General features: G+C 63.4%; 22 protein-coding genes and 2 pseudogenes. 15 read left to right on the top strand and 9 right to left on the bottom strand.

Going from position 1 to position 21,450, the window contains the following annotated elements; all coding sequences use genetic code 11:
- Positions 1-39 precede the first annotated feature (39 nt).
- From AC1DS6_RS30415 to AC1DS6_RS30400, 4 genes and pseudogenes are all read left to right on the top strand, one after another.
- Positions 40-1,731: an FAD-dependent monooxygenase gene (locus AC1DS6_RS30415; protein WP_477103781.1), complete on the top strand. Its 1,692-nt coding sequence runs from the start codon at positions 40-42 to the stop codon at positions 1,729-1,731.
- Between the two features lie 22 nt (positions 1,732-1,753).
- Complete coding sequence (locus AC1DS6_RS30410) at positions 1,754-1,948, top strand: DUF2783 domain-containing protein (RefSeq protein WP_477103780.1); 195 nt, start codon at positions 1,754-1,756, stop codon at positions 1,946-1,948.
- 74 nt (positions 1,949-2,022) lie between these two features.
- On the top strand, positions 2,023-2,568 hold the full coding sequence (locus AC1DS6_RS30405) for a VOC family protein (RefSeq protein WP_477103779.1): 546 nt from the start codon (positions 2,023-2,025) through the stop codon (positions 2,566-2,568).
- A gap of 34 nt (positions 2,569-2,602) precedes the next feature.
- Positions 2,603-3,323, top strand: a pseudogene (locus AC1DS6_RS30400) (fumarylacetoacetate hydrolase family protein); the annotation flags it as partial.
- A 114-nt stretch (positions 3,324-3,437) separates the two neighbouring features.
- Here AC1DS6_RS30400 and AC1DS6_RS30395 read toward each other — a convergent pair.
- Together AC1DS6_RS30395 and AC1DS6_RS30390 are read right to left on the bottom strand one after the other, a co-directional pair.
- A complete protein-coding gene (locus AC1DS6_RS30395) occupies positions 3,438-3,713 on the bottom strand; it encodes a hypothetical protein (protein WP_477103778.1) in 276 nt (91 codons plus the stop codon).
- 257 nt (positions 3,714-3,970) lie between these two features.
- Complete coding sequence (locus tag AC1DS6_RS30390; RefSeq protein WP_477103777.1) at positions 3,971-4,225, bottom strand: hypothetical protein; 255 nt, start codon at positions 4,223-4,225, stop codon at positions 3,971-3,973.
- Positions 4,226-4,373: 148 nt separating this feature from the next.
- On the opposite strand from AC1DS6_RS30390, the gene AC1DS6_RS30385 reads away from it, so the two are divergent.
- From AC1DS6_RS30385 to AC1DS6_RS30370, 4 genes are all read left to right on the top strand, one after another.
- Positions 4,374-4,607, top strand: coding sequence for a DUF4224 domain-containing protein (locus AC1DS6_RS30385; protein ID WP_477103776.1), 234 nt, complete (start codon positions 4,374-4,376; stop codon positions 4,605-4,607).
- Positions 4,608-4,889: 282 nt separating this feature from the next.
- Complete coding sequence (locus AC1DS6_RS30380; RefSeq protein ID WP_477103775.1) at positions 4,890-5,261, top strand: PHA-granule associated protein 4; 372 nt, start codon at positions 4,890-4,892, stop codon at positions 5,259-5,261.
- A gap of 266 nt (positions 5,262-5,527) precedes the next feature.
- A complete protein-coding gene (locus AC1DS6_RS30375; RefSeq protein WP_477103774.1) occupies positions 5,528-5,956 on the top strand; it encodes a GNAT family N-acetyltransferase in 429 nt (142 codons plus the stop codon).
- A 142-nt stretch (positions 5,957-6,098) separates the two neighbouring features.
- The gene (locus tag AC1DS6_RS30370) at positions 6,099-6,791 is read left to right on the top strand and encodes an SOS response-associated peptidase family protein (RefSeq protein WP_477103773.1); all 693 of its coding nucleotides are present in this window, start codon (positions 6,099-6,101) and stop codon (positions 6,789-6,791) included.
- Positions 6,792-6,893: 102 nt separating this feature from the next.
- On the opposite strand, the gene AC1DS6_RS30365 is transcribed toward AC1DS6_RS30370, so the two are convergent.
- The 6 genes and pseudogenes from AC1DS6_RS30365 to AC1DS6_RS30340 all read right to left on the bottom strand — a co-directional run bounded on the left by AC1DS6_RS30365 (position 6,894) and on the right by AC1DS6_RS30340 (position 13,132).
- Positions 6,894-7,904, bottom strand: coding sequence for a DnaJ C-terminal domain-containing protein (locus tag AC1DS6_RS30365; protein ID WP_477103772.1), 1,011 nt, complete (start codon positions 7,902-7,904; stop codon positions 6,894-6,896).
- Positions 7,905-8,284: 380 nt separating this feature from the next.
- Positions 8,285-8,497: pseudogene (locus AC1DS6_RS30360) on the bottom strand (transposase); the annotation flags it as partial.
- Between the two features lie 179 nt (positions 8,498-8,676).
- A complete protein-coding gene (locus AC1DS6_RS30355; RefSeq protein ID WP_441628276.1) occupies positions 8,677-9,630 on the bottom strand; it encodes an N-carbamoyl-D-amino-acid hydrolase in 954 nt (317 codons plus the stop codon).
- A gap of 61 nt (positions 9,631-9,691) precedes the next feature.
- Positions 9,692-10,951 carry a Zn-dependent hydrolase gene (locus tag AC1DS6_RS30350; RefSeq protein WP_477103771.1) on the bottom strand — a complete coding sequence of 420 codons (1,260 nt, stop codon included), beginning with the start codon at positions 10,949-10,951 and terminating at the stop codon, positions 9,692-9,694.
- Positions 10,948-12,183: a diaminopropionate ammonia-lyase gene (locus tag AC1DS6_RS30345; protein ID WP_477103770.1), complete on the bottom strand. Its 1,236-nt coding sequence runs from the start codon at positions 12,181-12,183 to the stop codon at positions 10,948-10,950. The genes AC1DS6_RS30350 and AC1DS6_RS30345 overlap by 4 nt, the downstream gene beginning before the upstream one ends.
- Before the next feature lie 70 nt (positions 12,184-12,253).
- Entirely contained in the window at positions 12,254-13,132 is an 879-nt protein-coding gene (locus tag AC1DS6_RS30340; RefSeq protein WP_477103769.1) for a MurR/RpiR family transcriptional regulator, read from the bottom strand.
- A 305-nt stretch (positions 13,133-13,437) separates the two neighbouring features.
- Here AC1DS6_RS30340 and AC1DS6_RS30335 point away from each other — a divergent pair, with 305 nt between their 5' ends.
- The 4 genes from AC1DS6_RS30335 to AC1DS6_RS30320 all read left to right on the top strand — a co-directional run bounded on the left by AC1DS6_RS30335 (position 13,438) and on the right by AC1DS6_RS30320 (position 16,470).
- Complete coding sequence (locus AC1DS6_RS30335; protein WP_477103768.1) at positions 13,438-14,232, top strand: transporter substrate-binding domain-containing protein; 795 nt, start codon at positions 13,438-13,440, stop codon at positions 14,230-14,232.
- 130 nt (positions 14,233-14,362) lie between these two features.
- A complete protein-coding gene (locus tag AC1DS6_RS30330) occupies positions 14,363-15,022 on the top strand; it encodes an amino acid ABC transporter permease (RefSeq protein WP_477103767.1) in 660 nt (219 codons plus the stop codon).
- A gap of 18 nt (positions 15,023-15,040) precedes the next feature.
- Entirely contained in the window at positions 15,041-15,691 is a 651-nt protein-coding gene (locus AC1DS6_RS30325) for an amino acid ABC transporter permease (RefSeq protein ID WP_477103766.1), read from the top strand.
- Positions 15,692-15,705: 14 nt separating this feature from the next.
- Positions 15,706-16,470, top strand: a complete 765-nt coding sequence (locus tag AC1DS6_RS30320) for an amino acid ABC transporter ATP-binding protein (RefSeq protein WP_477103765.1) — start codon at positions 15,706-15,708, stop codon at positions 16,468-16,470.
- Positions 16,471-16,626: 156 nt separating this feature from the next.
- Here AC1DS6_RS30320 and AC1DS6_RS30315 read toward each other — a convergent pair whose 3' ends face one another.
- Positions 16,627-17,544, bottom strand: a complete 918-nt coding sequence (locus AC1DS6_RS30315) for a sterol desaturase family protein (protein ID WP_477103764.1) — start codon at positions 17,542-17,544, stop codon at positions 16,627-16,629.
- Between the two features lie 367 nt (positions 17,545-17,911).
- Here AC1DS6_RS30315 and AC1DS6_RS30310 point away from each other — a divergent pair, with 367 nt between their 5' ends.
- The 3 genes from AC1DS6_RS30310 (at position 17,912) to AC1DS6_RS30300 (ending at position 21,420) form a co-directional block, all read left to right on the top strand.
- Positions 17,912-18,679, top strand: a complete 768-nt coding sequence (locus tag AC1DS6_RS30310; RefSeq protein WP_477103763.1) for a DUF4410 domain-containing protein — start codon at positions 17,912-17,914, stop codon at positions 18,677-18,679.
- Between the two features lie 323 nt (positions 18,680-19,002).
- Complete coding sequence (locus tag AC1DS6_RS30305) at positions 19,003-19,797, top strand: class II aldolase/adducin family protein (RefSeq protein WP_477103762.1); 795 nt, start codon at positions 19,003-19,005, stop codon at positions 19,795-19,797.
- A 57-nt stretch (positions 19,798-19,854) separates the two neighbouring features.
- A complete protein-coding gene (locus AC1DS6_RS30300) occupies positions 19,855-21,420 on the top strand; it encodes an ABC transporter substrate-binding protein (RefSeq protein WP_477103761.1) in 1,566 nt (521 codons plus the stop codon).
- Positions 21,421-21,450: the final 30 nt, after the last annotated feature.

Genomic DNA, 21,450 nt, shown 5'->3' with positions numbered 1-21,450 from the left:
CCACGCCCACCCCAAATCCATCGAACTGGAGTCAAGTCCATGCACCAGCCCACCACCGAAGCCCGTCCTTCGATCTACTACGACTACCAGGTGTTCAAGCCTTGGCTGCCTTCGGGCCACCCGATGCAAGAACGCAAGAAAGTGGTCATTGCTGGCTCCGGCCCGGCGGGCATGGTCGCCGCCCTGGAACTGGCCCGCCATGGCGTGCCCAGCGTCGTCGTCACTTCGGAGTTGCAGGTGTCCCAGGGCAGCCGCGCGATCGTCTTCACGCGTCGCTCGATGGAAATCCTGCAGCAAGTCGGTGTGGCCGATCGCATGACCGGGAACGGCCTGCCCTGGCGCTTCGGCAATTCCTACTACCGCGGCCATCGCGTCTTCCGTATGGAAGCCCCGCACGACGGAGACGACCGCTTCTTCCCGATGCTGAACATCCAGCAGCAGTACATGGAGGAATACCTGCTCGATGCCTGCGCGGCGAATCCGCTGATCGATTTCCGCTGGGGCAACAAGGTGGTCAAGGTCGAGCAGGAAACCGATTTCGCGCGCGTCGAGGTGGACACGCCGGAGGGCTCCTATTCCCTGGAGACCGAGTGGTTGGTCGCGGCCGACGGTGGACGCTCCGGCATCCGGACCGCGATGGACCTGCAGATGGAAGGTGCCTCCTACGAGGGCTTCTTCGTGATCGCCGACATCAAGATCGACCTGCCGCTGCCGACCGAGCGCCTGGCCTACTTCGACCCGGACTGGAACCCCGGCAACACCATCCTGATGCACCGCGAGCCGCACGGCATCTGGCGCGTCGACTACCAGTTGCCCGCCGGCGAAACGCCCGAGGACGCGCTCAAGCCCGAGTCGCTCAAAGCGCGCATCGACGCCCAATTGACGATGATCGGCCATGGTGGCGCGCCGTGGGAAATGGACTGGTGCTCCGTGTACTCTGCCCGCACGCTGACGCTGCCCGATTACGTGCACGGCCGCGTGATTTTTACCGGCGATGCTGCTCACCTGCTGCCAATCTTCGGCGTGCGCGGCGCCAACACCGCGTTCCAGGACGCGCAGTCGCTGGCCTGGCACCTCGCCTTCGTGGTCAAGAGACTGGCCGGCCGGAAGCTGCTGGCCAGCCACAGCGCCGAGCGTGTCGGCGCTGCACGCGAGATCATCGACGAGGCGGGCAAGAGCACGCGCTTCATGACGCCGCCGAGCGAGGGCTTCCGCCTGCTGCGTGATGCCGTGCTGTCGCTCTCGCTGACCGAGAAGTTCGTGCGCCCGCTGTACCACTGGCGCACCTCACGGCCGCACGAGTACACCGATTCGGCGCTCAACAGTCCCGGCGACGACAACGCGCTGTTCGTGCACGGCCCGGCCCACGGTGCCCCGCCCCAGAACATCCGCCTGGGGGCTAACGACTACCTGCTCGACCATCTGGGCGGCGGCTTCGACCTGCTGTACTTCACCGAGGCCGAGGCCCTCCCCGAACCGATGCATAGCGTGGTGGCCGCCACCCGCGAGCGCGGCGTGCCGCTGCGCGTCATCGCCGTCGGGGCCGCCAGCCCGGTAGCCGGCGCCGACCTGACGTTCGCCGACGCCGATGGCCACTTCCGCCGTCGCTATGGGGTGCAGGCCAGCGGCGCGGGTTATCTGCTGCGCCCCGACCAGCATGTGTGCGCGCGCTGGCTGACGCTGGACGCCACGCGCCTGCAAGCCGCCCTGAACACCGCCCTGCCCCAGTGAAGATCCATTAGGAGAGAGTCTTATGACTGCCCCTCACAAAACCCTGAGCATCCCCGCCCTGGAAGCCGTTTATGACGCCCTGGCCACCGCCATCGACCAGGCCGGCGCAGACAAGGCGCAACTGTTCCTGGTCAAATTGGCACTGCTCAACGCCAATGCGCTGGGCGCGCCGGAGCAATTCCAGCAGCATGTGCAGGTCGCGCTGAAGAACCTGTAAGCCCCCAGGCCTGCCGTTTTCGCGGCGGCAGGCCTCAGGCTCTGTCGAGTCCGCCTAGCATCAAGGAGTTCGCCATGCTGATCAAGAAAGTCCACCACGTCGCCTACCGCTGCATCGACGCCAAGCAAACCGTAGAGTGGTACCAGAAGCACCTGGACATGAAGTTCGTGCTGGCCATCGCCGAGGACGAAGTGCCCTCGACCAAGGCGCCCGATCCCTATATGCACATCTTCCTCGATGCCGGACAGGGCAACATCCTGGCCTTCTTCGAACTGCCCAGCCAAGCACCGATGGATCGCGACCGCAACACGCCCGCCTGGGTGCAGCATCTGGCGCTGGAAGTCGACTCGCTGGAGACGCTGCTGGCCACCAAGCAGCGCCTGGAAGCCGCGGGCATCGACGTTCTGGGCCCCACCGACCACACCATCTTCCAGTCGATCTACTTCTTCGACCCGAACGGCCACCGGCTGGAACTGGCGGCCAATACCGCCACGCCCGAGATGATGCGCAAGCTCGACGACGTCAAGTGGAAAATGCTCGAGGAATGGTCCAAGACCAAGCGTGCGCCCAAGCACGCTGCCTGGATGCACGACGGCAGCACGAGCGCGTCGGGCCAGTGATCATCGCATCGCATCGAGCTTGTGTGAATCCATCATGACTACCCTGAAGGAAACCCACGATGTGACCTTGCGAAGCTGGGTCGCATCCGCCAACGCCCCCGGCACCGATTCCCCGTGCAGAACCTGCCGTTCGCCGTCTTCCGCCGCAAGGGCACGCCGGAAGCCTTCCGCGGCGGCGTGGCCATCGGCAACCAGTTCTCGACCTCGCTGCAGCGCTGGGCGCGGCCATCTTCACCGGCGAGGCCCAGATCGCCGCCCAAGCCGCGGCGCAAGACAACCTGAACGCGTTGATGGCGCTCGGCCCCAAGGCGTAGTCGACGCTACGGCTCGCGCTCTCGCGCGCGTTGCGCAAGGGGGCGCCGGCGCAGATTTCGCTCGCGTCCTGCCTGCTTGCGCAGGCCGAAGCCGAGTACGCCCTGCCCGCACGCATTGGCGACTACACCAGCTTCTATATTGGCATCCAGCACGCCACCGCTGTGGGCAAGCTGTTCCGCCCCGATAGCCCCCCGCTGCCCAACTACAAGTGGGTGCCGATCGGCTACCACGGACGCCGTTCGTCAATCGTGGTCAGCGGCACGCCGGTGCGTCGCCCGAGTGGCCAGACCAAGGGAAGTGCCGACAGGCCGGACTTCGGTCCGAGCCAAAAGCTTGACTACGAACTGGAACTCAGTTTCCTGATCGGTCAAGGCAACGCCATGGGCGGACCGATCGCGATCGAGAGCGCCGAAGCGCGCCTGTTCGGCGTGGCCCTGATGTAACCTGCATCGGCAGAGGCTGGCGATACGTCCATGCTGTCGGCCACCGGTTTGGGTGCAGCCTGTGGCTGTGGCCCTATCTGTAGCAGTTCCGCACCCGGAGGCAGCGTGAATCTAATCGTAGGTTTCCCAGAAGAGACCTCGCGCGAGGTCTCGCTCGAACTCGACTGTCCAGGACGTGCCGCTCCCGGCCGTGTAGGCCTGGCGGGCACCAGTAAGATTTGCAGCCACGGCCACCCGACGAGTACTGTGGCTTACGCCTTCCTTGTGAGGGCCGTCCTCATCGAAGGCGACCGTGAATTCTTCGCGGATCCGGCCATGCTTCTTGCATGCCGACTCGAAGTCCTTTTGCTCGTGCAGCGGTAGTTCTTCGAAGACCTTCTGACCCATGATATCTCCCGGCAACTCTTACTCTGGAACCCCAAAGATGACGTTCACCGCGGCCCTGCCCGCGACCTCCGCGACGCGATGCGCCCAGCGACGGGGAATGCCCACCATGGGCCTTGATTCGCTTGCCAAATGCCGCCGCGCCAGACGGCTTCACGGACCTTCGATTTGGAACAAGACATCGAACATGTCCTAAGCGGACTGACCAAGTCAACGCCGCTCGCGAACCCGCGATATTCGGTAAAGCGATGCATGAGACTCTACTCATTTCTGAGATCCATCCCAAGGCCGCCCGCCAACTCACAGTCAATGACACCGGCTGCATATGCGAAAAGCCATGCTTCCGCTTCCTCGGCCGTCTTGGGTGGCTGAATCCAGTCCGGCGTAAATCGAACTCCGACACTCTGATCCGGACCCGAAACCTGCACCCGGCCAAAGTGTTCGCCAGCATTGACGCCATCGGGCATGACAAGCCGAACCTTGAACCCCTTGTACGACTGTTCACTTTCATGCATGCGAATCTCCAAGTAGGTGAGATGAGCCTAACACCAACATCAGGCGTGAAGTTGACCCGAGTCAAGACAAATCAAAGCCAGTTTGTGCTCGCTGCGGTACAACAGATCACCGATTTTCCCCGCCGGGTCCGGCGGATTAAAGAATGAGGTGAGCACGTCTCTCACTCTGAATGAGCTTGCAGAACTAGCGGGCTGCGGGTCGACGAGCCATAGCTGCATGAGGCGCTGGCTCGGAAGGCGTGCTTGGCCGTTCGTCGAGAACATCACAGGTGTGCCGCAGGTCGGCCGCGCGTATTATGCGGCGCGCATGACAGCCAGGGTCATTCCAGGCAGCACCGGGGGCGCGGAAAACGAACCTGACTTTGACGCTCTCCTCGCATGATCTCGACGCAAGACTCCTGCCGGCCAGCCCTTCCCGCTCTACTGCCGAGAGGGTAAATCCAAGGTCAGCTACGGCGACAAGCTGCCCAGCGGGAAATGGACATTCCGGCTGTCCGCGTACTGTCGACGCGGGTCACGCCCCAGTCTGGAGACAGGAAGTCGAGCTGACTTTGCATGAGGGACGATTGCTGGTTTAGCTCAAGCGCGCGCAGCTTCCGGTTGCGCAGACCTACAGTTATCGATATATTTTCTGGCACCGCGATTCCACCGACGAGGTACGCCCGTGACCGTCTACGTCGCACACAATCGGACCAATGCGGTTGAACGCATCAGTTCTCGGATGAAGGGCACGGTAGACCTCGACTACGAGACCGCCTGGGAAGATGCGTTCGAGCTTGGAAGGCTCGGGCAGCAATATGGCGTCGTCGTGCAGTTCCGAACCATTGAGCATGTCGCTGTGCGCTCTTCGGAAGCCCTGGTCCGTGGATTACGAGCACCGAAACTCACATTCAGGCAGCGGCACCTGTATTGCATGTTCGATTTGACCGCGCTGCCGGAGGTCTGCCTGTGCGAACTGGAAGCGCGTGCCATTGAGCATGGAGACTACATTCTGGCGGGCCACCTGCTGAAGGACTCTACGCTCACCTGGGAGTAATCAGAGAGCCCCCGCTGGGCCGACATCCGCGAACTGCGTAGCCTTCAGGCGCCCATCAGGCTTCGGAAGACCTTGGTCCGGCATCAATGGGGTTTTAAGCTCGGCACTGCAAATCACCACCTCAGCCACAATAATGCGGCACTCTCGGCACGCCTATTCATCTTCCTGCGATGGATAATCGAATCTACCTACGAACAATCCCTACGCGCTAAAGCGCGAGGACAAACGTAGGATACGGGGACGAGCTTGGCATGAAGGAGTGCCTCATGCGCCCCCGCTACGCAACTGAAGATGATTTCCCCGAGGTGGAGGCGCTCATGCGTGCTTGTGCACTACCCATCGAGGGGGTGCGCGCACATATCGAACGGTACGTTGTGGCCCGGGACAATGCGGGCCTTCTTGGATGTGCCGGTATCGAGCAATATGGCTCAGTCGGTCTCCTGCGAGGGTTAGCCGTTGCTCAGCGTGCGCGGTCTGCTGGCCTCGGAGAGCTTCTGATTTCCACCATCATCGCTGAGGTTCGGCAACGTGGTGTCGAGTCGATTGTATTGCAAACGACGTCCGCTTCTGCCTACTTCGCGCGCCTCGGGTTCGCGCCAATCACCACATCAGAAATGCCTCGTGCTTTGCTCCCATTGACGGAATTTCCGCTAGGCAATACGGCTGAAGGTATCGTGATGCAAACTGCCTTATAGGGAGTGCAAACACGATGTAGACCAGCTTCCCGGCTTGTACTGAGAATTGCTTAACCTAGTCTCCTGAGGGATATTGGCGACCATCCTGGATTCGCGATGGCCACTGTGCTCGTCGTCGCGCTCATCGTCGTCGTGCTAATCCGTGTGCAACAACTACGCCCCTATTCAGCGCCGGCTGCTGCACGATGTCTACGGCGTCGAACCACCCTCCACCGACTACCCGCCGGAAACGTGGCCCGACTATGCCGCTCCGATTATCCAAGCAAATCAGGATGGCACCAACCAAGGACTGATCGCTACCTTCGGCATGATCCCGAAATCCCGCATTCCGCCTGACGGAAAGAAGTTTGATATGTCCAATGCACGATCGGAAACCATTCGCGAAAAGCGATCATTCGCTGGCGCGTGGGCGAACGGTCTGTTCTGTCTCGTGCCGGCTACCAGCTTCTACGAACCCAATTACGAGGGCGGGGCCAAGTCGGTTCGCTGGCGGACCTGGCTAAAGGACGAAGCCGATTTCGCGATCGCGGGGCTGTGGCGGACCTGGCCGCGCGAGGTCGGAGCCGAGACCTTCAGTTTCACGATGCTGACGATAAATTCGGACAAGCGCCCGCTGATGAGTGGTTGCCAGGCTGAACAAGGCCGTGGCCGACGCTGTCAGCAGCCCGGATATGCGCAAGAAACTCCTGCTGCAAGGCGCGGAGCCAATGCAATACATGCCGGAATCGTTCGGCAAGTTCGTGGTGGCCGAGTACCAGGCGTGGCGGCCGATCCTCAAGGCGAGCGGCGCCCGCATCGACTAGCCGCCGGCACCTGGGCCGCGCGTTCGCTGTAGCGTGGGCGTCCTGGGGGCTGCCGTTCACTGGGCTCGAGCTCAAACTCGCAGACCCGCGCGCCGGCCGCGGATGCCCCTGCCACCGGTGCGGCATCGGCGCGGTCAGTCGTGTAAACTCATGCCGTCCGCAAACATGCTTTTGAGCACCTGCTTTTGCGCCTCGCTGAGCCGTCCCTTCGGCAGGTCGATCACGACCCTGAGCCGCAGATCGCCCGTGTCATGGTTGACAGCGTGTCGCAGGCCCTTCCCTAACAGCCGGAGGATCTTCCCCGCGCGCGTCATGGGCGGCACCTCGACGGTGTAGGACTTCCCGAACACGTCGACGTGCACCTTCCCGCCGATCGCGGCAGTTGCAAAATCCACCTTTACTTCCCCCATCAGGTCGAGGCCCTGAAGTTTGTAGCTTCCAGCCTTCAGCACCTTGATCCTGCACAGTGCGTCGCCATCGGCCCCGCCATTTCCCCCGGGTGTGCCACCACCGACGATGCGAATCATCATGCCATCGACGATTCCACCACGAACCTCCGTCGCAATCTTCCGTTCCGCTTTCGCGTGACCACTCCCCTTGCATGTAGCGCAGACGTTTGTCCTACCCGAATAGTCGCACTTAGAGCATCCTTCGCCAGCGCACGCCTTACAGCGCGACGCGGCCCGCGCCCATCCCGTACCGCCGCAGGCATCGCACGGACCGACGTATGGAACCTTTACCTCGATCGTTCCCCCATTGACCGCCGTCTCGACGGAGATCGATGCCTTGCACTCAATATCCTCGCCGCGTACAGGCGGCGGGGAGCGATGCCAGTAGGAACCGAATCCGGCCGGCTTCGCCCTTCCCGAAGATTGGTTTGCGCCGGCGCCGAAACCAAACGATCCCGCGCCAGACCCGAATCTAGTCTCGTCCAGCGAGTCGTCATAGGCTTCACGCTTCCGTTCGTTGCTCAGTGTTTCGTAGGCGTGCTTGATTTCTTTGAAGCGGGCGGTGGCTTCGGACTGGCTTTTCGGGTTGCGATCCGGATGCCACTGCATCGCCATTCGCCGATAGGCGGCCTTGATCTCTGCCGCAGAGGCAGTCTTGGCAAGGCCCAATGTGGTGTAGTGTGTCCGCGACGTCACCGCTCGACCCTCGTTATTGTCGTCCTGTCGCGGGTCATTCTAGCGCAGCCAACGCCCTCTCCGAACGGCATGGCCAATTACTGCAGCTTGTATCGCTTGGCTTCGCTGACTCACGCAGCGCATATTCCACGATCAGCCCGTTCTTGCTCTTGCAGAGGATGAGGCCAATGGTTCGCGGTCCAAGTTTTCACCTGAAAATCGCCCATGAGTTGTCGCTAAAGCACGGAACCGATGGCCGCATACGTGGAAGGTAAAGGTGCTCTTCCGGCCGACCCAAAGTCCCTTCCATTCGACTACCCCATGAAGGGGAAGCGAGGAAGCCGGGGCAGCAACCGAGGTGGGGCATTGCCGGGGCCCGGCGCCAACGGAGATCCCCCTATTTAGGCTTGCATAAATGATGACATCATCACGACTCGGCCTGCTTCCTTGAGTTCGGCGAGCGAGTGTGGGCAGGAATTGGCGAGGGCATGGCGATTGAGCCAGGCCCAGAGATACTCCACAGGATTCAGATCCGGGCTGTAGGGCGCGACAAAGGCCATCTGCACTGCACCACCAGTGCTATCGAGGTAGTCGCGCACGATGCGACTCTTGTTGCAGATCGCTACCGCCCGTGGAGCGATTTAGCACAAACGGTTTTTTAGTTACCGGTCGCGGGCTGCTCTCCTCAGGTGCTCTTCATACGCATGCGGCCGCGACCGCTAACCAAAAGACCCTCTGCCTTGTGGTGATGTCATCATTTATACAAGGATCAATAGTTTGCGTGCGCCAGGCGTCAGACCACCACCGCGCTCCCATTCGCCATCAGCGTCTCCCCTCTGCGCTCCACAATCATCCCGTACGCCTGCGGCTGCCGGTGCACGTCGAAGTTGAACGTGGTGCGCTTGTAGACGTCGCAGAAATCCAAGTCGCAGCGGGCGATGGCGACCTCGTCGCCCTTGGTGATGCAGCTGGCCAGCACTTCGCCGGAGGGCGCGATGATGCAGCTGCCGCCAATGCCGTCCACGCCCTCTTCCAGCCCCGCCTTGGCCACACCGACCACCCAGGTGCCGTTCTGGTAGGCGCCGGCCTGCATCGAGAGCTGATTGTGGAAAAGCGAGAGGTCGTCGTGCTGCGGCGCTGGCGCATTGTGCACGGGCGTGTTGTAGCCGATCAGCACCATCTCCACGCCTTGCAGGCCCATCACCCGATAGGTTTCGGCCCAACGGCGGTCGTTGCAGATGGCCATGCCGATCTTGCCGCCAAAGGCTTCAGTCACGCCGAAGTGGTTGCCGGGCGTGAAGTAGCGCTTTTCCAGATGCTGGAAGCGGCGCCACGGTTCGTGCTCGCGATGGCCGGGCAGGTGCACCTTACGGTATTTGCCGACGATATCCCCTTGGCGGTTGACGAGGATGGAGGTGTTGTAGCGCACCGTCTTGCCTTGTTCGTTGGCGAGTTCGGCGTAGCCGAGGTAGAAGCCGACGCCAAGCTCGCGCGAAAGATCGAACAGCGGCTGCGTGGCGGCGCTGGGCATCTCGCGCTCGAAGAAGCTGTTGATCTCTTCGTCACTCTCCATGTACCAGCGCGGGAAGAAAGTGGTAAGCGCCAGCTCGGGGTAGACGATCAGGTGCGAGCCGCAGGCGTGGGCTTCGCGCATCAGGTCGCACAGGCGCCTGACCACTTGCTGGCGGCTGTCGGCGCGGGCGATGGGGCCAAGCTGGCCGATGGCGACATTCACAATACGGGACACGGGTAACTCCAGGATGCGTTCAGGGTAGCGGTTCAGGCTAGTGGCAGGGGCTTGGCGTCGATCACGGCCGGTCGGCGAGTTTGAGCACCACCTGCAGCAGGATCTGCGCGCCGTCGATGAGGTCGTCCGGCTCGGTAAACTCGCGCACGTTGTGGCTCAGGCCTTTCACGCTGGGCACGAAGATCATGCCGGCGGGGCAGACGCGGGCAAGCATTTGCGCATCGTGACCGGCGCCGCTGGGCATGCGCATATGGGTGAAGCCAAGCGCTGCGGTTTCCTGCTCGACCAGGTCGATGACCATAGGATCGAATGCCACCGGCTCGAAACGTGCCAGCCGGCGATGGCTAAGAGTTAGGGTTTCCGTCTCGCAGGTTTGCTGGGCGAAGGCGAGGACTTCCGTTTCGGCTTCGGCGAGCCGCCGTTCATCGGTATTACGCAGATCTACGGTGAAGACGGCGCGGTTGGGGATGACGTTGATCAGGTTCGGCTCGAAACGCATGGCGCCCACGGTGGCGATCTGCCGGCCGCCGTAGCGCAGCGCCAGGTCGTGCACGAAATTGGCGACGCGCGCGGCGGCGTAGCCGGCGTCGTGCCGGAGCTCCATAGGCGTGGTGCCGGCGTGGTTGGATACTCCGTCGATGGTGAATTCGGTCCAGGAGATTCCCTGCACCCCTTCCACCACGCCAACCTGCAAGCCCCGCAGATCCAGCACCGGGCCTTGCTCGATATGCAGCTCCACGAAGCTGTCGACGCGCGGCTTGCCTACGGGCGCCTGGCCGTCATAGCCGATGCGCCGCAGCTCGGCGCCTACCGTGACGCCATCGATGCCGGTAGTGGCCAGCGCGTCTTCCAGTGGCATTCCGCCCACATAGACCAGCGAGCCCATCATGTCCGGATGAAAGCGCGCACCCTCTTCATTGGTGAAAAAGGCGACGGCGATGGGGCGACGCGGACGCAGGCCAGCATCACGCAGCGTGGCGACCACTTCCAGGCCGGCCAGCACCCCGTAGTTGCCGTCGTAGCGGCCGCCGGTTCGCACGGTGTCGATGTGCGAGCCGATCATGACAGGGAGCAGGTCTTCGCTGCCGGGATACACGGCCACGCCGTTGCCGATGGCGTCGATGGTAACGGTCATGCCCAGCGCCTGCATGCGCGCCACCGTCCAGTCGCGGCCGAGTTCGTCGGCATCGGTCAATGCCAGGCGGCACACTCCGCCCCCTTCGATGGCACCGAGTTGCGCGAGATCGTCCAGGCTTTGCAGCAGGCGCTCGCCGCGAATGCGCGGCGCGGGATCTGCCTTTGGTGCGCTCTGCTCGCTCATGCCGCGGCTCCGGCGCGCACTGCGTCCGCGCTGCGGCCAACCAGTTCAGCGTACAGCGCGGGATCCGTGTCGGCCTCGCTGCCGATAAACAGCAGCCGGCTCTGGCGGTTGAGCCCGAGCGCCGCGCAGGCCTGCGGGTCTTGCATGGCGGCGATGGCAGCGGCCAGCCCGGCCACGGCGGATTCGCCGGCCACGATCACGGGATCGTCGCCCTGCGGTTGGGCCAGCAGGCGCATGGCTTTTACCGCGGATGCGTCGTCGACCGTGCAGAATGCGTCGGCGCCTTCGGCAAGGATTTCCCAGGCGAGCAGCGAAACTTCGCCGCAAGCCAGGCCGGCCATCAGCGTATCCAGCTCGCCGATGACGGCGGTGACCTTGCCAGCGCGCGCGCTTTGCATCAGGCAGTCCGCCTTGGCGGGTTCCACCACGGTGAAGACGGGGCGCTGCCTGTTCTTGCCATCCTCACGTTCCCAGAAGTAGCCGCAGACGGCGGCGGCAAAGCCACCCACGCCGGCCTGGATGAACACATGCGTGGGCCACGCCGGCAGCGCATGGACGGCTTCGTCCACCATCAGCTGATAACCCTGCATGACATCGCGCGGCACGTCCATATAGCCGGGGTACGAGGTATCCGAGATCACGTACCAGCCATTGACCCGCGCATCGGCATCGGCTTGCTGCACGGCCTGGTCGTAGTTGCCCGTGGTGCGTACCACCTGGGCGCCGAAGCGTTCGATGGCGGTCTTGCGCCCTTCGCTGACGGTGGCGTGGATATAGATCTCGCAGCGGCAGCCGAACAGCTGGGCGCCCCAGGCCACGGAGCGGCCGTGATTGCCGTCGGTGGCGCAGGTCACGGTGAGTTCGGCGCACATGCTGCGCAGCTCCGGCGTCCCCAGGTCAACGATGCTTAGCTCGCGGCCGATCCGGTACCCGATTTCGCGGCAAAGCAGGCGTCCCACGGCATACGCACCGCCGAGCGCCTTGAAGCTTCCCAGCCCGAAGCGCGAGCCTTCGTCCTTGTAGTGGATCTGGCCGACACCCAGCGCGGCCGCCAGGTTCGGCAGGGCTTTCAGCGGCGTGGGCTGGTAGCCCTCCCAGGCGGAGATCTCGCGGCGGGCGGCGGCCAGGGCCGGCTCGCTCAGGATGGCGGCTCGCTGTGCACCATAGGGTTCCGCGCGGCTCAGGGCCGGGTTGGGGAAAAGATCGAGCGAGAGGTTGGGGAGCTTGGTCATGCGTGTGTATTGGTCCAGTCAGAATGCGTTATTGCGTGATGTTGATGGCGGCGCTGCGTGCCAGACGATCTCAGTGGCCGGTCTCCAGGTCCCCGAGCACGTCGTGCGCGCGCTCCACGCGCGCCATGCGTGCGCGCGAACGTTTGCGGGAGCGGCCTACCATGGCGGTGGCTAGGTAGTTCACCAGGCTGACGGCGGCAACGTAGGAATCGAAAACCTGGCCGCCGTGGTGCGAGCAGCGCAGCACGGCGGCGGCCTTGGCGGCCAGCGTGGAAACCGGGGTATCGCTGAGCAGGATGAGTTTGGCGCCAGCCTCCCGGGCCAGTGTCACCATGCCGTTCAGGCGTTTCGCACGGCGTCGGAAGTCCACCGCCAGCAGTACGTCCTTGCTGTCGATTTCGGCCACCAGTTCGGCATCCTTGCCCGCTTGCTCATTGAGCAGGTACACCTCGCGGCGCACCTGCGAGAGCAGTGCATTGGCATAGAAAGCCAGCATGAAGCTGTTGCGGTAACCTACCACCCACACGCGGCGCGCGCCGGCCAGTTCGGTGAGCGTGGTTTCCAGCGCGCGCTCGCTGAGTTGTTCCGGCAGGCTGGCGAGCCGCCGGCTGTCGAGTTGCAGGTGCGCCTCCAGGCCGGCCACGACCGATTGCGCGCCCCCCGACTCGGGCGGCAGCCCGTTGTGTTCCATCAGGTACAGCGGCGATTGCTCGGAGACCTGGTCCCGCAGCGCTTGCCGGAAGGCGCTGAAGTCCGCATAGCCGAGGCGGCGGAAGAAGCGCGCCGCGCTCGCCTTGGAAACGCTCGCCAGCTCTGCCAGTTCGGTGGCCGAGTAGCTGAGCAGGTCTTTCTGCCGCATGAGCAGCACGTCGGCCAATTTCTTGTCCGCTGAAGAGAGTTCGCCGTAGCACTGGTGGATTTGCGCTTCCAGCGCGGGTTGAATGGCCATGTCGGGTCCGTGCCTCCGTTCCGCTTGCCCGCACCAAAGTGGTCCGGGCCTGCACAATGATGAAACCTTGATTTCATGTTTTGGTGCGCATGAAACCGTTGTTTCAGTGTTGGCGGCCTTTCATGCAAGGGCAATGCCAAGTCAGTGGCGCTGTCGGGGAGGCGTCCGCCAAGTGCTTGATTTCAAGGCAATGCCGTCGAAAGAACCCCCTTCGCATTCGCCCGCGCGGCCGGCATCGCCAGCAGTGGCACACAACTTGCGTTTCAGTCCCTCGTGTTCCCCGACCGACTGACAAAGGTGCCTTTATGAAACGCAGACAGTTCACCGCCATCGCCAGCCTGATCGCAGGCGCCGCACTCATCGCTATGGCACCCGCCAAAGCCGACGATTCCCTGAGCGCCGTGATAGGCAAGAAGTCGATTGCGATCGGCATCCCGACCGACTTCGCGCCGTATGGCTTCATGGGCACTGATCTGAAGCCGCAGGGCCTGGACGTGGCCGTGGCGCAGATGGTCGCCGACAAGCTCGGCGTCAAGGCCGATCTCGTCCCAGTGAGCACGCCGAACCGTATCCCTTACCTGCAGACCAAGAAGATCGACCTGATCGTCTCGGCGCTAGGCAAGAACGCCGAGCGCGCCAAGGTGATCGACTTCACGATCGCGTATGCGCCCTTCTACCAGGCGGTGTTTGGTCCGAAGGCAATGAGCATCAAGAGCTTTGCCGATCTTGGCGGCAAGACCATCGCGGTCACGCGCGGCACCATCCAGGACGATGTGCTGCAGCAAGTGGCGCCGCCCACGCTGAAGATCCAACGCTTTGAGGACGACAACTCCACCGTGGCCGCCTTCGTCTCGCAGCAAACGCAACTGCTGGCCACTGGCGCCGCCGTGGCTGCCGCGGCGATTGCGAAGAACCCCAAGGTAGAGGCCGAGTACAAACTGCTCCTCAAGGATTCACCCAACTTCATCGGTGTGCGCAAGGGCGAAAACGCGCTACTGGAGAAGGTCAACGAGATCCTGCGCAAGGCAAAGGCGGATGGCACGCTCAACGGCTACGCGCAGCGCTGGCTCGGCCGCGGCATGGGCGAATTGCCGGACTGATCGCAAACGGGTGAACGGGTAAGCGGATCGCATCGTTTCCGGCCCCGTGCGCGAGCCCCACGTTGCCGGCGCACTGGCCTGCCTCGCGGGTCAGTCCCGCCGTAGACAAAGAACTCTCTAGCTGCACTGCATGATCTCCTTCGACTTTGCGCCGGTTCTCTCGCAATGGCCCATGCTGCTGCGTGGCCTGTTGCTGACGATTCTCCTGACGGTGTTCTCCGGGGCCCTCGGCACGCTGGTCGGCATCGGCTGCGCCTGGGCGCGCATCCATGGTTCGGCATGGCTGCGCGCACTGGTGGGCGGCTATGTAGAGGCAATCCGCAATACGCCGTACATCATCCAGCTGTTCTTTATCTTCTTCGGCCTGCCTTCGATTGGCGTGCGGATGCCGGCGGAAGTGGCGTGCGTGCTGTCGATGACGCTAAACCTCGGCGCCTATGCATGCGAGATCATCCGCGCCGGGCTGGAGTCCACGCCGCGCGGGCAGATCGAAGCCGCGCAGAGCCTGGCGCTCAACCGCTGGCAGATCTTTACGCGCGTGGTGCTGCCGCCTTCGCTGTCGCGCGTGTGGCCGGCGCTGGTGAGCCAGGTCATCATCGTGATGCTGGGCTCGGCGGTATGCAGCCAGATCTCCACCGAAGAGCTTTCCTATGCGGCCAATATGATCGCCAGCCGCACTTTCCGCAATTTTGAAGCCTATATCGTTGCCACGTGCGTTTACCTTGGCCTGGCCGTGGTGCTGCGCGAGATCCTGAACTGGGTCGGTCCGCGCTTCATCTTTGGCCGCTGAGATCGGGAGGCATACACCATGGTTGACTTTTCACTTTGGGACATTTTTCGCAACCTCCTGCTGGCGCTGCGCTGGACAGTGGGGCTGTCGCTGATCGCTTTCGTCGGTGGCAGCGTCGTTGGCATGATGCTGCTGGTTGCACGCATTGCGCGCTTGCCGGGCGCAGTGCGCGGCGTGGCGCTTTACGTACGGCTGTTCCAGGGCATTCCGTTGCTGATGCAGTTGTTCCTGTTCTACTTCGGGCTGGCGTTGCTGGGCGTCGAGACCTCGGCGCTGTTCGCGGCGGCACTGTGCCTCACGCTATATGCCAGCGCCTATCTCACGGAGATCTGGCGCGGCTGCATCAACGCCATTCCCAAGGGCCAGTGGGAGGCCTCCGCCAGCCTGGCGATGAATCTGCGCGAGCAGCTTCAGCACGTGATCCTGCCGCAGGCCGCGCGCATCGCGGTGGCGCCCACGGTGGGATTCCTGGTCCAGGTGATCAAGGGCACCGCGCTGGCCTCGGTGATCGGCTTCGTGGAAGTCACCAAGGCTGGCCAGATGATTTCCAACGCCACCTTCCAGCCCTTCCTGGCTTACGGCTGCGTCGCGCTGCTGTACTTCGCCCTGTGTTTCCCGCTGTCGTTGTGCAGCCGCCGCCTTGAGCGCCGCCTGCAGCCCAAGCATTGAGGTCCGGTCATCCCATGTCCAAGCAAACCGAAACCACCAAGCCCTTTTCCCTCGTCGATATCCAGGGCCTGCGCAAACGCTTCGGCGCCAACGAAGTGCTCAAGGGCATCGACCTGCAGATCGGGCGCCGCGAGGTGGTCTGCATCATCGGCCGCAGCGGCTCGGGCAAAAGCACCTTGCTCCGCTGCATCAACGGACTGGAAAGCTTCGATGAAGGCGCGCTCAGCGTCGATGGCCAGGCACTTCGCCATGGCGACGCCCGCGCCATGCGCGACCTGCGGCAGAACGTTGGCATGATCTTCCAGAACTTCAACCTGTTCCCGCACCTGAGCGCCGGCCAGAACGTGATGCTGGCGCCTACGCTGGTGAAGGACACACCCAAGTCCGAGGCCGGCAAGCGTGCACTAGCACTGCTCGAGCGCGTGGGCCTTGGCGACAAGTTCCACAGCTTCCCCGACCAGCTATCCGGCGGACAACAGCAACGCGTGGCAATCGCCCGCGCGCTGGCTATGGACCCGGCCGTGCTGCTGTGCGATGAAGTCACCTCGGCACTCGATCCGGAGCTGGTCGGCGAAGTGCTGGGCGTGGTGGAAGGCCTTGCGGCGGAAGGCATGACCTTGGTCATGGTCACGCATGAGATGAACTTCGCCCGCAAGGTCAGCGACCGCGTGGTCTTCATGCATCACGGGAAGGTGCATGAGATGGGCTCGCCGGAGGAAATCTTCGGGGAACCGAAGTCGCCGGAACTGAAGCAGTTCCTTTCGGGGCTGCATGGTTGAGCCTCTGGAAAGCTGCGCCGGAATTTGGCGACGCCAGAGGCTGGAGCCAACACCACAGGCCCGCGAACCTGATGGCGCTTGGCCCAGCGATAGACGCCCGGTGATGCCCCGGGCGTTCTTTGATCAGGCTTGGCTTGTGGACTGTGCCGCCGTCATTTAGCGGTTCGTTACGGGCACCGCGGCGTGCGCTTCCTGGACTTGCCGGCGCAGATTCTCGGTGGTGTCGCCCTTGCCGTCCGGGCTCCAGCCCGGGGGCAGGGCCAGATAGCTGATTGCGTCCCACAGGTTGCGTGCCGAAGCGATGTCCCGTCCCAGGCTGACCCAGTGTTCGAACTGGTTGACGATCGGGTTGTGCGTCGTGGTCGGCGTGGTCAGGCCGTAGACGCAGGGTTCGTCGTCGCGTTCTTCCACATAGGTGCCGAACAGGCGGTCGAAGATGACCAGCACGCCACCGAAGTTCGCATCCAGATAGTCGATGTTCGAGGCATGGTGCACGCGGTGAGCCGAGGGGGTGTTGAACACGTATTCAAACCAGCCGAGCTTCGGGATCCAGGTGGTGTGGAGCCAGAACTGGTACAGCAGGTTGAAGCTCAGGGCAGCCAGCACGACTTCCGGACGCACGCCGAGCCAGACCAGCGGGACGAAGAACACTGCGGTGCCGGTGAGCTTGCCGGTCCAGCCAAGGCGGTAGGCCGTGCCCAGCGTCAGTTCGTTCGGCGAGTGGTGAACCGCATGCGTTGCCCAGAAAAAGCGGATGCGGTGCGAAGCGCGGTGGTACCAGTAGTAGCAGAATTCCTGGCCGATGAAGAGCAGCAGCACCATCAGCGCGCTGTTGATCTCGACCGTGAAGATGCGATGTTCCCAGGCGAACGAGAAGATCGGCGTGGCCAGCGACAGCGGAAGCAGCGCAATCAGCTTGCGGCCGGCGAGGTCGGCCAGCGACATCCAGACTTCGTGCCAGGGGTAGGCCTTGCCTTCCTTGCGCGCCTTGCGGGCCAGGAAGCAGGCCTCGACCAGTGAGACTGCCACGATGAACGACGTGACGAAGAACGCGATTTTTGCGAAGTTATGCATGTTCATTCCAATGCAGTGAGTTGGACGCATTGTCTGCGGGAGGGGCCGCGTTCGCGTCGGTGAGGCAAATGTAGTAGCCGGCCGCGGCGAACGCCATGCGGGAAATATGTCGCCGGATGTCACAGCATCCCGCCTGCACGCGCCGGTCAGAGTCGTGACATCGCGCGAAATAGTTGCCGCCTGGCGTGCAGCGCCTGCGTTTTCCATACTGTCGTCAGCGCGATGCACCGCACAGCACGCAGCAAGAAGCGATGAGCGGCAGACGTGCAGATATGTACTCCGATGGTTTGCGATCCGGTGGATCCAATGATTGTCGGTGACAGCTTCCCGACAATTCCCGGCCGACCGTGCCGAAGAAGGATCCGACATGCAAACCTCTTTCCAATTCCTGCTGAAGAAGAACGCCACCCGCATGACCATCGCCGCCGTCGCGGCCGGCTCGCTGCTGATGACCGGCTGCGCCAGCGCCGGCGTGGCTGGTGTCAGCCAGACCCTGGCGCAGCCGCAGGCGCGTGCCGACGTCATCTACGTGCAGGCCTTCGATGCCAGCCCCGACCAGGTGAAGCTGGACAGTGGCATCGCACAGAAGCTGAAGACGATGGTCAGCGGCAGCGCCCCGGCGAACGAGCAAGTGCAGGCCGCACAGGCAGCGCGCGAAGAGGTGTCCGACGAGATCGTGCGCCAGCTGCGGGCCAAGGGACTGAACGCGGTGCGCAGCGATGCCCCGGCGCCGGCCAACGGCAATGCGCTGATCGTCGCGGGCAACTTCCAGAAGCTCGACGAAGGCATGCGCCGCCGTCGCATGCTGATCGGCCTCGGCGCGGGCAAGAGCGAAGTCGGCGCTTCGGTCCAGCTGCTGTACAAACCTGCCGACGGCACGCCAGTGCTGCTGGAGACCTTTACTGCCAACGCCGACAGCGGCCATATCCCGGGCATGGCCGAAACCGCTGGCGCAGGCGCCGCAGCCGGCCATCTCGCAATGAGCGCCGCAGCGGCTGCGAGCGTGCACGGCGCCACGGAAGCGAAGCGCACCACCCTTTCCGGCGACGCGCAACGCCTGGGCGATTCGATTGCCAAACAGGTGCTGGCAGCCAATGCGGCCAACGGCTGGGTCACGGCCGCGCGCGCCCAGTAAGCAGTCGCCCTGCTCCCTATTGGCGCCGCCCCCGGCTTGCGGCGCCACCTCCCGTTCAGAATGCCCATCCGCCTGCCTGCCCGGCGCCCTTCTCTTGTGCGTCGCACCATTCGCGGGCACGGTTCACGCTTCCGGCGCCCCCGCGCTCCGCCCTCTTTGCGACAAAAAACCCTTATAAATCAGATTCTTAAATCCACATCCCGACAGACTCGCACGAGGATGGGAAAGGTGGTCCGGAATTTGCGTTATTGGTGTAACTGCCTACTGTCGACAGTTGAATATCGACCTACAGTCACCCTATCGCCAATCCGAGGACATAAAATATGGGCAATAACGTCTCTTCCCGCCTGGTTCCTGCCATCTCCGCGGCTGAGCAACGGGTGCGCGAGGATCTCGCCGCCGCATACCGCCTGGTCGCGCTGCATGGCATGGACGACAGCATCTACACCCATATTTCGGCGCGTGTGCCGGGCACGGAAGACCGCTTCCTGATCAACCCCTTCGGGATGTTGTTCCGGGATATCACCGCCTCATCGCTGGTCTGCATCGACCTTGACGGGCACATCATCAGCGGGCCGCCGGGGCAGGACGTCAATCCCGCGGGCTTCACGATTCACAGCGCAGTGCACGCCGCGCGCCACGACGCGGCCTGCGTACTGCATACGCATACGGTGGCTGGCGTGGCGGTATCTTCGCTGGCCTGCGGCCTGCAGCCGTCCAACCAGTGGGCGCTGCAGTTCCACGAACGCGTTGCGTATCACGATTTCGAGGGCATTGCGCTTGACCATGAAGAGCGCGTTCGCCTGATTGCCGATCTCGGCCCCGATAAGCGCGCCCTGATCCTGCGCAATCACGGCCTGGTGACGCTTGGCCGCAGCGTGGCGGAGGCCTTCATCCTCATGCACAACCTCGAGCGCGCCTGCCGCGTGCAGGTGGCGATCCAGTCGAGCGGCCAGTTGGTCAATCCGGTGCCGGAGGCCATCCGCGAGAAAACTGCGCGCCAATACGAAAGCGGCGATACCAACCGCCTGCCCGGTTCACCCGACCCGTACGCGCGTGAGTGGCGCGCCTTGCTTGAGCGGCTGGAACCCGCCGCTTCCACGTCGTTCCGCGACTGACACCCTCACGCTTTCGTCTTGCCAGTTCCACATACCAAGCCCCCAGGAGAGTCCGCCATGAATCGTCGCCAACTGATCAAAATGGGTTTCGCCACCGCCGGGTTGTCGCTCGCGGGTGTGCCGTTCCACGTTCTCGCGGAGGGCAAGAAGGGCGGCGTGATCAACGCGCTCGTGCAGCCGGAGCCGTCCGGCCTGATGATCGGCATTACCCAGAACGGCCCCACCCAACTGATCTCCGGCAACATCTACGAGGGCCTGCTGCGCTATGACGAAAAGCTGGAGCCGCAGCCGGCGCTGGCGACGTCCTGGGCGGTCAACCCGACCGGTACCGTGTACACATTCAAGCTCAAGCCCAAGGTCACCTGGCATGATGGCAAGCCGTTCACCGCGGCCGATGTGGTGTTTTCCGCCGATGTGTTCCTGCGCAAGACGCACGCCCGGCTGCGGGCCAACCTGGCGGCCGTGGAGAGCATCCGCGCAGTGGACCCGCTCACGGTGGAATTCAAGCTGAAGTATCCGTTTGGCCCGTTCCTCGGCATCTTCGAAGTGGGCACCATGCCCATGGTGCCCAAGCATATCTACGAGGGCACGGATTTCCTGACCAACCCGGCCAACGCCAGGCCCATCGGCACCGGACCGCTGAAGTTCAAGGAATGGGTGCGCGGCTCGTACATCCAACTGGTGCGCAACGATGCGTACCACCAGCCCGACGTGCCGCTGGTCGACAGCGTGTACTTCCACGTGATTCCCGATGCCTCCGCACGAGCCGCGGCGTTCGAGTCCGGCAAGGTCGACCTGGTGCCCGGCGGCACGGTGGAGTACTTCGACGTGGCGCGCCTGAGCAAGCTGCCCGGCGTGCAGGTCACCACCAAGGGCTGGGAGTTCTTCGCGCCGCACTCGTGGCTGTGGGTCAATAACCGCAAGGCGCCGATGGACAACATCAAGTTCCGCCAGGCGTTGGCCTTTGCCATCGACCGCGATGCGATCGCCAAGGTGGCATGGCAGGGTTATGCGAAAACCGCCACCGGCCCCTTCAACAGCCACATCAAGTACGCCAGCACCGATGTGGCCAAGTATCCGCGCGACCTGGCCCGGGCCAAGCAGTTGCTGACCGAATCCGGCTACAAGGGCGAAACGCTGCGCCTGCTGCCCCTGCCCTACGGCGAAACCTGGACCCGCTCCGCTGAAATCGTGCGGCAGAACCTCCAGCAAGCTGGCGTGAAGATCGAGATGACGCCCACCGACGTGGCCGGCTGGGGCGAGCGCCTGAACAAGTGGGACTACGACCTCGCCTTCACCTATGTCTACCAGTACGGCGATCCGGCACTGGGCGTGGCGCGCAACTACACCTCGGATAACATCGCGCAGGGCTCCCCCTTCAACAACGTCGAGGGCTATCGCAACGCCAAGGTCGACGAGTTGTTCCAGGCCGGCGCGCGCGAGATGGATCCCGCCAAGCGGGCCGCGATTTACCACCAGGTGCAGAAAATCCTGGTCGACGAAATGCCTGTGGTGTGGATGCACGAGCTCAACTTCCCCACCCTGTTCCGCTCCCGCATCAACAATCCCATCAGTTCCGGCATCGGCCTGAACGACGGCCTCGGCCGCGCCTGGCTGGCGTGATGGCAGTCATCTTCATCTCGGGGGCAAAGC

Source organism: Cupriavidus sp. 05L310 (assembly GCF_056398185.1).
The sequence above is the reverse complement of the archived record's forward strand: the minus strand, read 5'-3'. Positions and strand labels throughout refer to the sequence as shown.